The sequence below is a fragment of the Klebsiella variicola genome (assembly GCF_000828055.2).
In the GTDB taxonomy this organism is placed as follows: Bacteria; Pseudomonadota; Gammaproteobacteria; order Enterobacterales; family Enterobacteriaceae; genus Klebsiella; species Klebsiella variicola.
Window position 1 is genome coordinate 210655 of record NZ_CP010523.2, and the last position, 12501, is coordinate 223155.

At 58.7% G+C, this 12501-nt stretch carries 10 protein-coding genes, 1 tRNA gene and 2 other RNA genes; 8 read left to right on the forward strand and 5 right to left on the reverse strand.

The features are described 5' to 3' along the window. Positions 1-2: 2 nt before the first annotated feature. The 3 genes from SP68_RS00975 to SP68_RS00985 all read right to left on the reverse strand — a co-directional run bounded on the left by SP68_RS00975 (position 3) and on the right by SP68_RS00985 (position 2646). Positions 3-752: a sugar phosphate isomerase/epimerase family protein gene (locus tag SP68_RS00975; protein ID WP_008806890.1), complete on the reverse strand. Its 750-nt coding sequence runs from the start codon at positions 750-752 to the stop codon at positions 3-5. A 111-nt stretch (positions 753-863) separates the two neighbouring features. After that, positions 864-1880: a LacI family DNA-binding transcriptional regulator gene (locus tag SP68_RS00980; RefSeq protein WP_008806891.1), complete on the reverse strand. Its 1017-nt coding sequence runs from the start codon at positions 1878-1880 to the stop codon at positions 864-866. Positions 1881-1983: 103 nt separating this feature from the next. After that, on the reverse strand, positions 1984-2646 hold the full coding sequence (locus tag SP68_RS00985; protein WP_002921917.1) for an OmpA family lipoprotein: 663 nt from the start codon (positions 2644-2646) through the stop codon (positions 1984-1986). A gap of 167 nt (positions 2647-2813) precedes the next feature. Between SP68_RS00985 and SP68_RS00990 the strand changes: the two genes are divergently transcribed. Continuing rightward, positions 2814-5144: a molybdopterin guanine dinucleotide-containing S/N-oxide reductase gene (locus SP68_RS00990; protein WP_040968942.1), complete on the forward strand. Its 2331-nt coding sequence runs from the start codon at positions 2814-2816 to the stop codon at positions 5142-5144. Here SP68_RS00990 and SP68_RS00995 read toward each other — a convergent pair. Next, positions 5113-5553, reverse strand: a complete 441-nt coding sequence (locus SP68_RS00995; RefSeq protein WP_038421889.1) for an N-acetyltransferase — start codon at positions 5551-5553, stop codon at positions 5113-5115. The two genes, SP68_RS00990 and SP68_RS00995, sit on opposite strands and share 32 nt — an antisense overlap. Further along, the gene (tag, locus tag SP68_RS01000) at positions 5531-6112 is read right to left on the reverse strand and encodes a DNA-3-methyladenine glycosylase I (protein WP_012540342.1); all 582 of its coding nucleotides are present in this window, start codon (positions 6110-6112) and stop codon (positions 5531-5533) included. Before tag ends, SP68_RS00995 begins: the two co-directional genes overlap by 23 nt. Before the next feature lie 206 nt (positions 6113-6318). Between tag and SP68_RS01005 the strand changes: the two genes are divergently transcribed. From SP68_RS01005 to SP68_RS01035, 7 genes are all read left to right on the forward strand, one after another. Then, positions 6319-6900 (forward strand): autotransporter outer membrane beta-barrel domain-containing protein, encoded by a 582-nt coding sequence (locus tag SP68_RS01005; RefSeq protein ID WP_162499950.1) that lies wholly within the window; start codon positions 6319-6321, stop codon positions 6898-6900. 239 nt (positions 6901-7139) lie between these two features. Continuing rightward, the gene (locus SP68_RS01010) at positions 7140-8345 is read left to right on the forward strand and encodes an L-lactate MFS transporter (RefSeq protein WP_012540343.1); all 1206 of its coding nucleotides are present in this window, start codon (positions 7140-7142) and stop codon (positions 8343-8345) included. Positions 8346-8587: 242 nt separating this feature from the next. After that, positions 8588-10261, forward strand: coding sequence for a kdo(2)-lipid A phosphoethanolamine 7''-transferase (eptB, locus tag SP68_RS01015; RefSeq protein ID WP_040968940.1), 1674 nt, complete (start codon positions 8588-8590; stop codon positions 10259-10261). A 196-nt stretch (positions 10262-10457) separates the two neighbouring features. Next, complete coding sequence (locus SP68_RS01020; RefSeq protein WP_040968939.1) at positions 10458-11852, forward strand: ankyrin repeat domain-containing protein; 1395 nt, start codon at positions 10458-10460, stop codon at positions 11850-11852. Positions 11853-11971: 119 nt separating this feature from the next. Then, positions 11972-12048 (forward strand) — tRNA-Pro (locus SP68_RS01025). Positions 12049-12082: 34 nt separating this feature from the next. Continuing rightward, positions 12083-12215: non-coding RNA, RtT sRNA (locus tag SP68_RS01030), on the forward strand. A 34-nt stretch (positions 12216-12249) separates the two neighbouring features. Then, a non-coding RNA gene (locus SP68_RS01035) (RtT sRNA) lies at positions 12250-12382 on the forward strand. Positions 12383-12501 lie beyond the last annotated feature (119 nt).

Consider the following 12501-nt stretch of genomic DNA (forward strand, 5'->3'; position numbering starts at 1 on the left):
ACTTAATCCTCGCGTAACAGGTTGACGTAGCGGCGGGTCACGGCCGTCAGGTCATGGCCAGTCAGCGGGAACTCGATTCCACGCGGCGCGTCGGCAGGAAGATTATCGAGCAGGGCCAGCCAGCGATCGGCGGCCTGATCCGGCGGTACCGCGCGGAATTTCTCATGATGAGGCTCCGCCGCTTTCACATGAATATAGCTGACCGCCGGCGCAAGGTGGCGTGCCGCCTCTTCCGGCGAGTCGCCGACCCACAGCCAGTTGCCCATATCAAACGTTAAGGTGACCGGCAACTGATGGACCCTGCAGGCGGCTTTGAAGCGCTGCATCGGCGCCAGCTGGCCGCAGTCGGTCTGGTCATTCTCTACCACCAACGCCATGCCGCTATCGCGGAGGATCTCGCGCAGCTCATCCAACTGCTGATTGTGAAGGAAATGGCCAAGGGAGAGCTTTAGCCACAGGGCGTTAAGGGTTTGCGCTTCCGCGAGCAGCGCCGGGAGTTCCGGGTTGAGCTCGCCGTTATCGGCGAACAGCGCCTGCGGCGCGGAGTAGCAGGCCAGCAGGCCGTGGCGCTCAATGGTGGCCGCCAGCGACGGCAGAGCGTTGAGCTCTTCCGCACTGCACAGCTCGCGGCGGATTTCGACACCGTCCGCACCGGCGTCGGCGATGAACGGCAGGACAGCGGCCTGGCCGCCTAAGGATTTAACATGGTCATTACCATACGCAGCGGTAACGACAATAATTTTTCTGGCCATCGCGCTCTTACTCCCGGTGTTTGTTGCTTAATCTCCTTAATACGCTAGATGGTATCGGTTCCATAAGAAAGGGCGAGATGTTTAATTTATGATCGGCATCACGAAGGATCGTTAACGAGAGGTTGATCCGCGGACGATAAGCTCGCCGGAGAAGACCCGCTCGCGGATGGGGTCGTTAGTGCCGGCAATGCGCCGAATCACCTGTTCGACCGCGGCGTAGCCGATCTGCCACGTCGGCTGTTTGAGGGTGGTAATACCGACGCCAGCCAGCTCCGCCCACTCCAGTTCGTCGAAGCCCAGCAGGCCGATATCGCTCCCCCAGATCAGGCCGACGCGCTTCAGAGCGCGGGCCACCTGCAGCGTCAGGGCGCCGTTGGCGGAGATGACCGCTTTGCGCATCCCGCGGTGACGGGCGTGGAACTGGCGCAGGACGTTGTCCATCATCGCGCCGTCGTTGAGCTGCACTTCGGCGTTTTCAGCCACCACGCCGTGGTGACGAGTGAGGGTAGCGCGAAAAGCGCTCAGACGCTCGCGGCGGGTATTCACCGAGCCCAGCGGTTCGCTGAGAAACAGGATGGCCTCAAACCCTTTCTCCACCAGGTGTTCGGTGGCGGTGGTGGCGGCCTGGGCGTTATCAAGCCCGACCACATCGCAGGCGAAATCGGGGATTTTACGGTCAATCAGCACCATCGGCAGGGCCGACTGCTGCAGGCGGTTCAGGCCATCCTCCCGCATACCGACTGCGTTGACCACGATGCCTTCCACCTGGTAGCTGCGCAGCAGGTCCAGGTAGTGCAGTTCCTGATCCAGCTCGTTATTGGTATTGCACACCAGCAGGGTGAAGCCTTTTTCCCGGCAGGCCGCTTCAATGCCGCTCATGACATTGACCGAGTAGGGGTTGGTGATATCGGCGATGATCAGGCCAATAAGGCGGGTTCGGCCGTGTTTGAGGCCGCGGGCCATCAGGCTGGGGCGGTAGTCGAGTTCGGCAATGGCTTTTTCAATACGTGATAACAGATCGTCGGAAAGCAGATGCTTCTCGCCGTTAAGATAACGTGAAATGCTGGTTTTGCCGGTCTTTGCGGCTTTCGCCACATCGCTGATAGTTGCACGCGCCGCTTTCGCCATGGTGGCTTCCTTTGCTGAAAATCTGCCAACACCTTAGCGCGAAAAATAGCGATATCAAGCATTTTGCCCGGCAGAGCGGCTGCCGGGCGTCATGAGGATGCGCTTACTGTAGCGGGCTGAGGGTAATTTCCACGCGACGGTTCTGCGCTTTGCCTTCCGCCGTGCTGTTGCTGGCGATAGGATTCGCCGGCCCCATGCCGGTGGTGCGAATGCGATTGGCCGCCACGCCCTGAGTGATCAGCGCGCTGGCGACGCTGTCTGCACGCTGTTGCGACAGACGCATATTCAGATCCTTGCTGCCGGTGCTGTCGGTGTAGCCGACGACGTTAACAGCGGTTTTCTCGTACTCTTTCAGCACCATGGCCACGCCGGTCAGGGTGTTGGCGCCGGCCGGCTTCAGGTTGGCGCTATTGCTGTCGAAGGTGACGTTATTCGGCATGTTCAGCACGATATTGTCGCCATTTCGCGTCACGCTGACCCCGGTTCCCTGCATTTTGTCACGCAGCTTCGCTTCCTGCACGTCCATGTAGTAACCAATGCCGCCGCCGAGCGCCGCGCCGGCCGCTGCGCCAATCAGCGCGCCTTTGCCGCGGTCATGTTTGGAAGAGGAGAGCGCGCCGACGCCAGCGCCCACTAAGGAGCCAATACCTGCGCCAATACCGGATTTACCTGCTTCACGTTCACCGGTATAGGGGTTGGTGGTGCAGCCAGAAATGGCCAGAGTGCCGCTGACCAGCGCCGCAATCATAAGTACGCGTTTTTTCATTTAATGTCCTTAATCCTTTTTATTCTTTGTCACAGCGAACGTGACGGTTGATTATGACGCGTGATTACGTAGAAAATTCCCCGGATACCATCTCATTTTGTAAATAACATTGAACGGTTGCCCATCACGCCGTCATGACACCTGCATTCGCTGACCAGGAGCCGCCCTTGCCAACCTCATCTGCAACCAAAACCATCTTAACCGCCGCCCACTGGGGACCGATGCTGGTGGAAACGGACGGTGAAAACGTCCTCTCTTCCCGCGGCGCGCTGGCGACACCGTTTGCCAACTCGCTGCAAACGGCGGTGCGCGATCAGGTCCACAGCAAAACCCGCGTGCGCTATCCGATGGTGCGCAAAGGCTTCCTTGCTTCACCGGACAAGCCCCAGGGGGTCCGCGGTCAGGATGAATTCGTGCGGGTGAGCTGGGATCAGGCGCTGGATTTAATTGACGCCCAGCATCGGCGGATCCGCGAAAGCTACGGTCCGCAGTCGATTTTCGCCGGCTCCTACGGCTGGCGCTCTAACGGCGTCCTGCATAAGGCGGCCACCCTGCTGCAGCGCTACATGAGCCTGGCGGGCGGCTATACCGGCCATCTTGGCGATTACTCCACTGGCGCGGCGCAGGCGATCATGCCTTACGTCGTGGGCGGGAATGAGGTGTATCAGCAGCAGACCAGCTGGCCGCTGGTGCTCGAGCACAGCGAAGTGGTGGTGCTGTGGAGCGCCAACCCGCTGAACACCCTGAAAATTGCCTGGAACGCCTCCGACGAGCAGGGGATCCCGTGGTTCGACCGGCTGCGCCAGAGCGGTAAGCGCCTGATCTGCATCGATCCGATGCGATCGGAAACCGTCGATTTCTTTGGCGATTCGATGGAATGGATCGCGCCGCATATGGGCACCGATGTCGCGCTGATGCTGGGGATCGCCCATACGCTGGTGGAGAATAGCTGGCAGGATGATGCGTTTCTTACCCGCTGCACCAGCGGCTACGATATTTTTGCCCGCTATCTGACCGGCGAAAGCGACGGCGTAGCGAAAACCGCTGACTGGGCGGCGGCGATCTGCGGCGTGAAAGCGGATAAGATCCGTGAACTGGCGAAAATTTTCCATGAAAATACCACCATGCTGATGTCTGGCTGGGGCATGCAGCGCCAGCAGTATGGCGAGCAGAAGCACTGGATGCTGGTCACCCTGGCCGCCATGCTGGGGCAGATTGGCACCCCGGGAGGCGGGTTTGGTCTTTCCTATCATTTCGCCAACGGCGGCAACCCGACGCGCCGCGCGGCGGTACTGGGCTCGATGCAGGGAAGCGTCGCCGGGGGCGTGGACGCGGTGGAGAAGATCCCGGTCGCGCGGATCGTCGAGGCGCTGGAGAATCCGGGGGCAGAGTATCAGCACAACGGCATGGCGCGTCGCTTCCCCGATATTCGCTTTATCTGGTGGGCCGGCGGGGCCAACTTTACTCATCATCAGGACACCAACCGCCTGATTCAGGCCTGGCAGAAGCCGGAGCTGATCGTCATCTCCGAATGCTTCTGGACCGCCGCCGCGCGCCATGCCGATATCGTCCTGCCGGCGACCACCTCGTTTGAGCGCAACGATCTGACCATGACTGGAGATTACAGCAATCAGCATCTGGTGCCGATGAAGCAGGTGGTCGCCCCGCGAGATGAAGCGCGCGACGATTTCACGGTCTTTGCCGACCTCAGCGAACGCTGGGAGGTGGGCGGCCGCGAGCGCTTCACCGAAGGGAAGAGTGATTTGCAGTGGCTGGAGACCTTCTATCAGATCGCCGCCCAGCGCGGGGCTCACCAGCAGGTGACGCTGCCGCCGTTTGCCGAATTCTGGCAGGCTAACCAGCTGATTGAGATGCCAGAGGAGCCGGAGAATGCCCGTTTTGCGCGCTTCGCCGCCTTCCGCGCCGATCCGCAGGCTAATCCGCTGAAAACGGCGAGCGGTAAAATTGAGATCCACTCGCCGACCATCGCCGCCTTTGGCTACGCCGATTGCCCGCCGCACCCGATGTGGCTGGAGCCCGACGAGTGGCATGGCAACGCTGAGGCGGGGCAGCTGCAGCTGCTGTCGGCCCATCCGGCCCACCGTCTGCACAGTCAACTGAACCACACCGCGCTGCGCGAACGCTATGCTGTCGCCGGACGCGAACCGGTGACTATTCATCCGCAGGATGCCCGGGCCCGGGGAATTGCCGATGGCGATCTGGTGCGGGTGTGGAACGCCCGTGGTCAGGTGCTGGCCGGCGCGGTGGTGACGGAGGGGATCCGCCCGGGGGTGATTTGCCTGCATGAAGGGGCATGGCCCGACCTGGATCCGCTGGTGGGCATCTGCAAAAACGGGGCGGTGAATGTCTTAACCAAAGATATCCCGACATCCCGGCTGGGCAACGGCTGTGCCGGAAACACCGCCCTGGCGTGGCTGGAGAAATATACCGGCCCGACGCTGCCGCTTACAGCATTTGATCCGCCGGCCAACGCATAATCCACGTCGGGTGCTGAGTGTCGTCCTGCCATGCGCAGTCTTCAATCCGGAAGCCCTGCGCATGGTAGAAACTGACCGCCGATTCGTTCTTCTGGTAAACCTCGAGACTAAGCCAGGCGTAGTGCTGTTTGACTTCATCCAGCAGCGCCCGGCCAATGCCCTGGCGGATGGCGTCCGGCGCGACAAACAGCGCGCCGACGAAGCGGGAGTCCAGCACGCTAACAAAGCCTTTTAATTCCCCATCGCGTTCCCAGACCCAGGTGCTGGCGGCGGGAAGATAGACATCCCGTACCACCGCGACGCTGTCGCGCCAGTAACTTTCGCCGATAAAAGGGTGGGCATGAATCGTGCTGTCCAGCCACAGGGCCAGCAGCGGCGCGGTATCTTTAGTGTCCCACTTGCGGATCATCCTGACCTCCAGGGTGACAGAAGCAGCCGGTGATATGGTCGTTGACCAGCCCACAGGCCTGCATAAAGGAATAACAGATTGTCGAGCCGACAAATTTAAAGCCGCGTTTTTTCAATGCCTTCGACAGCGCATCGGAGGCCGGCGTCGTGGTGGGGATCTCCGCCAGCGTCGCGGCGCAGGTCACCTGCGGCTCATTGTTGACGAAGGACCAGACAAAATCAGTGAACGACTCGCCATTTTCTTCCATCGCCAGATAGGCGCGGGCGTTGCCGATAATGGCCTGGATTTTTCCCCGATGGCGAATGATGCCGGCATTCTGCAGCAACTGCTCGACATCGTCTTCCCCCATCGCTGCCACGCGCACCGGGTCGAAGTGGTGAAAAGCCTGACGGTAGTTCTGCCGTTTTTTTAACACCGTGATCCATGACAAACCGGCCTGCTGGCCCTCCAGGCAGATCATTTCAAACAGCTGGCGGCCCTCTTTTTGCGCCACACCCCATTCGGTATCGTGATATTCGATATATAACGGATCCTGACTCACCCATCCGCAACGTTGCATAGCTATTTCTCCCTCTGCGCTAAAAAAGTGGACGCCCCGGCTTGACGGCTGAAAGATAAAGATAATAGTTAATACAGGGAAATCGTATCCCCAAAAAAAACACAGCAATATCGCCGATTCGGCTCTTTTCTGGAGTCGCATTAATGATAATAAAGAAATGCAATGGCCTCCGGGGCTTCTTGTTCCCGGCGAGCGTATCCGTCTGGATGACGTGTGTCTCTGGAGCGAATGCCTGGCAACAGGAATATATCGCTATCGATACAAAAAGTAATACGCCGGAACGCTATACATGGGATAGCGATCACCAACCACGTTACGAAGATATTCTCGCTGAGCGGATGAAGTCCTCAGAGACGCCTGGCGGGCTGGCATTAAACCAGGCGCTGGCGCCACCGGACAGCAGCCGTGGTCAGAGCGTTGGCTGGAATTATCTGCTGGCAAATGGCATGACCTCCGGGCCGGTGGCCAGCCTGCGCAGTGACGTCACCGCGCCAGTGACGAGAAGCGCTGGCGAGACGGGGTATGTCAACACGCTCGGCTGGCGCATGGATTATCAGTCGCTGTGGGGCGTGCATTCCTGGGCTCAGGTGAGCTATAACCAGTCGCTTACCAGCGATGCCTGGTCGCCGACGACCCGCGCCAGAGAGGGCGGCTGGAGTGATGTCACCCTGGGCGCCGATATGCGGTTGGGATCCCATGTTGCGGCATGGGCGACGCTGTCGCAGGCGGACAATGTCCCATCCGGGGAAAATACGCTCTATTTGATGGGCGTCAGCGCCAACTTTTGACCGATATTGTTACGCGTTTGAAACGACGCGGTTATTGTTAAATCTCAGTAAGGGCGCATTTCTGTGAGATAGCGCACACTAACTTTTTTCCTGAAATTCGCGGAATGAATGTTTTGCAATGTCATTCGTTCCGCCATTAATGCATTTCATTCCCTGCTGGTGGCAGTTCATGCCTTTTTCCCCACAGGATGAGGGGCCTTCGCTATTGTGGCGGCAGTTAATTTATCAGGACAACTGCTATGAACGCTGCAAACCGTCAATCGACCCGCTGGCTTACGCTAATCGGCACCATCATCACCCAATTTGCTCTCGGTTCGGTCTATACCTGGAGCCTGTTTAATAGTTCGCTGTCTGACAAACTGGGCGAGCCGGTCAGCCAGGTGGCTTTCTCCTTTGGCCTGCTGAGCCTCGGGCTGGCGCTCTCCTCGTCGGTCGCCGGGAAGTTGCAGGAACGCTTTGGCGTTAAGCGTGTGACCATGGCCTCCGGGATACTGCTCGGTTTGGGCTTCTTCCTGACCGCGCACTCCAACAGCCTGATGATGCTGTGGCTGAGCGCGGGCGTGCTGGTGGGGCTGGCGGACGGCGCCGGCTATCTGCTGACCCTGTCGAACTGCGTGAAGTGGTTCCCGGAGCGTAAAGGGCTGATCTCTGCTTTCTCCATTGGTTCCTATGGGCTCGGCAGCCTGGGGTTCAAATTCATTGATTCCCATCTGCTGGCCACCGTCGGCCTGGAAAAAACCTTCGTCATCTGGGGCGCTATCGTGCTGGTGATGATCGTCTTTGGCGCGACCCTGATGAAAGATGCGCCGAATCATACGGCGACCACCGCGGCCAACGGCGTCGTGGAAAATGACTTTACTCTCGCCGAATCGATGCGCAAACCGCAGTACTGGATGCTGGCGGTGATGTTCCTGACGGCCTGCATGAGCGGACTGTACGTGATTGGCGTGGCGAAAGATATTGCCCAGGGGATGGTCCACCTGGATGTCGCCACGGCGGCAAACGCGGTAACCGTTATCTCGATTGCTAACCTTAGCGGCCGCCTGGTGTTAGGCATCCTGTCCGACAAGATCTCCCGCATTCGTGTGATTACCCTCGGTCAGATCGTGTCGCTGGTAGGGATGGCCGCGCTGCTGTTCGCCCCGCTGAATGCCATGACTTTCTTCGCCGCCATCGCCTGCGTCGCCTTTAACTTCGGCGGCACCATCACCGTCTTCCCGTCGCTGGTGAGTGAGTTCTTTGGCCTGAACAATCTGGCGAAAAACTACGGCGTGATTTATCTGGGCTTTGGTATCGGCAGCATCTGCGGCTCTCTCATCGCTTCGCTGTTCGGCGGCTTCTACGTGACCTTCTGCGTGATCTTCGCCCTGCTGATTCTGTCGCTGGCGCTGTCCACCACCATCCGTCAGCCGAAAGGCAGTGTTTATAGCGAGGCGCACGCCTGAAACCTGCAGCGCGAAACGTGCCCCTGGTTAATCCCCTAAGCAAATAGTGCCAATCCAGCCAAATGTTTTGTAAATGTTTGGCTGGATCACATTCCCTCCTGATACTTTTCCCGTTCCCTGTGGTCTACTTATCGCGCTTTGTAGAGGTTTCTGATAACCAACCCTAACGCACCCTATTAGCCTACTGACTCGTGCCACAGCGTCAGGCGGTGTTTTATTCTTCTTTTTCCAGGTTTGCTTGCATGAAATATATTAGAACGATGACGCAGCAGAAGCTTAGTTTTTGGCTGGCGCTGTACATCGGCTGGTTTATGAACATCGCCGTTTTTTTCCGGCGTTTCGATGGTTATGCTCAAGAGTTCACTTTCTGGAAAGGGCTTTCCGGTGTCGTTGAACTGGTCGCCACGGTCTTTGTCACCTTCTTCCTGTTACGTCTGCTGTCACTGTTTGGTCGCCGCATCTGGCGCATTCTGGCGACGCTGATTGTCCTGTTTTCCGCCGCCGCCAGTTACTACATGACGTTCCTCAATGTGGTGATTGGCTACGGAATTATCGCTTCGGTGATGACCACCGATATCGACCTGTCGAAAGAGGTCATTGGCTGGCACCTGATCCTCTGGCTGGTGGTGGTGAGCGCGCCGCCGCTGCTGTTCATCTGGAGCAACCGCTGCCGCCATACGCTGCTGCGCCAACTGCGCACCCCGGGTCAGCGGGTTAAAAACGTATTGATCGTCGTGCTGGCCGGACTCATTGTCTGGGGTCCCATCCGCCTGCTTGAGCTGCGTCAGCATGATGTGGAGCGCCATTCGGAAGTGGATATGCCGAGCTATGGCGGGGTGATCGCCAACTCCTATCTGCCATCAAACTGGCTGTCGGCGCTGGGGCTGTACGCCTGGGCGCAGGTGGATGAATCCTCGGATAATAAATCGCTGATTAACCCGGCGAAGAAGTTTACCTACGTCGCGCCGGAAGGCCTGGATGACACCTACGTGGTGTTTATCATTGGCGAAACGACCCGCTGGGACCATATGGGTATCCTCGGCTATAGGCGCAATACCACGCCAGAGCTGGAGAAAGAGAAGAATCTTGTCGCTTTCCGCGGCTACTCCTGCGATACCGCCACCAAGCTGTCGTTACGCTGTATGTTTGTGCGTCAGGGCGGGGCGGAGGATAACCCGCAGCGAACGCTCAAAGAGCAGAACGTCTTTGCCGTGCTTCATCAGTTGGGCTTCAACGGCAATCTCTATGCCATGCAGAGCGAGATGTGGTTCTACAGCAACACGATGGCCAACAATATCGCCTACCGCGAGCAAATTGGCGCCGAGCCGCGCAACCGTGGTAAGAGCGTTGACGATATGCTGCTGGTGGATGAGATGAAGCGCGGTATGGCGCAGGGCAACGCCTCCGGTAAGCATCTGATCATTCTCCACACCAAAGGCTCCCACTTTAACTACACCCAACGCTACCCGCGCAGCTTCGCCCAGTGGAAGCCGGAGTGCGTCGGCGTCGACAACAAGTGCTCGAAAGCGGAGCTGATTAACTCCTACGATAACAGCGTGACCTACGTCGATCACTTTATCGTCAGCGTCCTCGACCAGCTGCGGGATAAGAAAGCGATTGTGTTCTATGCCGCCGATCATGGGGAGTCGATTAATGAACGCGAACACCTGCACGGAACGCCGCGCAAGATGGCGCCGCCGGAGCAGTTCCGCGTGCCGATGATGGTGTGGATGTCGGATAAATACCTGGAGAACCCCGATCATGCCGCCGCGTTTGCCCATCTGCAGCAGCAGGCTGCGATGAAGGTGCCGCGCCGTCACGTCGAGCTGTATGACACCATTATGGGCTGTCTCGGTTATACCTCGCCGGATGGCGGGATCAATGAGAATAACAACTGGTGCCGGTGGAAAAAGTAAGGCACGGGGTTTATTTTCAGATTCTCGGGTCTGTTCTCCCTTCCTGAGCCCAGGATAAGCTAATCCCTCGCCGGCTGACGCCGCGCGAGGGATTTTTTTCGCACAGTGGATGTGTCTGGCAGGTTGCCTCTTCTTCTTTGATTACCCTCCAGTTTTCTCGCTCCCCCTGTGCACGAACTTTTCATGGAGAGAAAGGATGAAGGTGATAAAGGGGTTGGCCTTACTGTGCCTGTTGATGCTCGCGGGCTGCCAGTCTGAGGAAGAGACCAGCCAGTTCCTGCTGGCCTGTAAATACGATGCGCCAGCGACGATCGAAGCCATGCTGAATAACGGCATTGATGTGGATGGTCAGGATAAAACCGGCTTAAGTGGCCTGATGGTCGCTGCCGCGGAAAATCGTCGTGATGTGGTAGCGTTACTGCTTAAGCGTCAGGCGAAGCCGAATCTCCAGACGCGCCAGGGCGTCACGGCGCTGATGCTGGCGGCGGCGCGCGGCAGCGATGCCGCGATTATCGGCGATCTTCTCCAGGCCGGCGCGTCGGTAAATCAGACCAGCGTCGAGAAGAGTACGGCATTGATGTCCGCCATTGCCGACGGCGGGGATGTCAGAAACGACTATCAGCATATTCTGGCGATGAAAAAGCCCGATGCGCCTGTCGAGAAGGAGAGCGCGCTGGATAAAATTGTCGGCGCAACGGCGGCGAAATCGCTGGCGACGGGTAACCGCGCGCTGATGACCGAAGACATGGCGTTACAACTGGCGCCCGGCGCGTTTAAGAAGAACGTCGACGAGATCGTGGCGCTGCTGATCAGGCACGGGGCGGACGTGAAGGCCGTCAATGCGTCAGGGGAATCGGCCTTTTTCCTCGCGGTCGATCACGCGCGTTCGGCGGAAACCATCACGACGCTGGCCAACGCCGGGGCGGACACCAGCCTGGCGGATAAATCCGGCACCACCCCGCTGATGCTGGCGGCGGCGGGGGATGATCCCAATCTGGTGCTGGCGCTGTCGGCCTCCGGTGTGGAGGTGGATAAGCCGAACCGTGAAGGACTCACGGCGCTGCAGGTGGCGGCGGGTCAGGGGTCGCCTGCGGTGATCGCGGCGCTGGTGCAGCGCGGCGCAAAGGTGGACCAGCTCTCCGCCAACGACCTCAGCCCGCTGATGCTGGCGGTCAAAATGAATAATAAAGCCAATGTTGAGGCGCTGCTTGAGGCTGGCGCCAGCGTCAACCTCAGCAATAAGGCCGGCTATTCGGCGATCGGTTACAGCCGGGCCGGCGAGGTTCGCCAGCTGCTGCTGGCGCAGCATGCCGAGCTGAAAGGGCAGGCCGCGCATATGGCGCAAAGCGAACTGCAGTTTTGTGCTAATGCCTTTGCCGACAAGCTGGCATACAGCGACATCGCCCGCGCGGTGAATAACGATACCCGCCCGGATATTATGCGTCATCAGCAATCCTGCCCGGAGCTGGGGGAACTGACGATGCTGCTGGGGGAATTTAAATTCAACCCGGCGGGCTCGACCTATCTCGGTGAGCCGGTGACCTGTAAGGTATCCGAGTATCGCAAAGCGTTTGAGGTGACCTGCCGCTGAAAACGATGACCAACCGGCGATTCGCTGCTCAGGCTGCTGAGTTTCTCGCCGGTTGAGCGATTTTTTGAAAATAAGGCATTGACGGGTAGGCATCCCAGCAGTAAGATGCGCCCCGCATTCGGTGATTGGCGCAGCCTGGTAGCGCACTTCGTTCGGGACGAAGGGGTCGGAGGTTCGAATCCTCTATCACCGACCAAATTCGAAAAGCCTGCTCAATGAGCAGGCTTTTTTGCATCTGTGGCCTGTGAGGATGAGAACCTCCGGGGGCAGGAGGTTCGACTCGAGCGAAGCGAGAGAACGTTGCGTCAGCAACGGCCCGCAGGGCGAGCCACGAAGTGGTGAGTCATCCTCTATCACCGACCAAATTCGAAAAGCCTGCTCAACGAGCAGGCTTTTTTGCATCTGTGGCCTGTGAGGATGAGAACCTCCGGGGGCAGGAGGTTCGACTCGAGCGAAGCGAGAGAACGTTGCGTCAGCAACGGCCCGCAGGGCGAGCCACGAAGTGGTGAGTCATCCTCTATCACCGACCAAATTCGAAAAGCCTGCTCAACGAGCAGGCTTTTTTGCATCTGAGGCCTGTGAGGATGAGAACCTCCGGGGGCAGAGTTCGACTTGTGTTCCGTAGGCCCGCGCAATCGCAGCGCCGCCG

Coding starts and splice junctions, on each gene's coding strand:
- SP68_RS01020 (WP_040968939.1), top strand. CDS start 10,458: ATGAAGGTGATAAAGGGGTTGGCCTTACTGTGCCTGTTGATGCTCGCG.
- eptB (WP_040968940.1), top strand. CDS start 8,588: ATGAAATATATTAGAACGATGACGCAGCAGAAGCTTAGTTTTTGGCTG.
- SP68_RS00980 (WP_008806891.1), bottom strand. CDS start 1,880: ATGGCGAAAGCGGCGCGTGCAACTATCAGCGATGTGGCGAAAGCCGCA.
- SP68_RS01005 (WP_162499950.1), top strand. CDS start 6,319: ATGACGTGTGTCTCTGGAGCGAATGCCTGGCAACAGGAATATATCGCT.
- SP68_RS01010 (WP_012540343.1), top strand. CDS start 7,140: ATGAACGCTGCAAACCGTCAATCGACCCGCTGGCTTACGCTAATCGGC.
- SP68_RS00995 (WP_038421889.1), bottom strand. CDS start 5,553: ATGATCCGCAAGTGGGACACTAAAGATACCGCGCCGCTGCTGGCCCTG.
- SP68_RS00985 (WP_002921917.1), bottom strand. CDS start 2,646: ATGAAAAAACGCGTACTTATGATTGCGGCGCTGGTCAGCGGCACTCTG.
- SP68_RS00975 (WP_008806890.1), bottom strand. CDS start 752: ATGGCCAGAAAAATTATTGTCGTTACCGCTGCGTATGGTAATGACCAT.
- tag (WP_012540342.1), bottom strand. CDS start 6,112: ATGCAACGTTGCGGATGGGTGAGTCAGGATCCGTTATATATCGAATAT.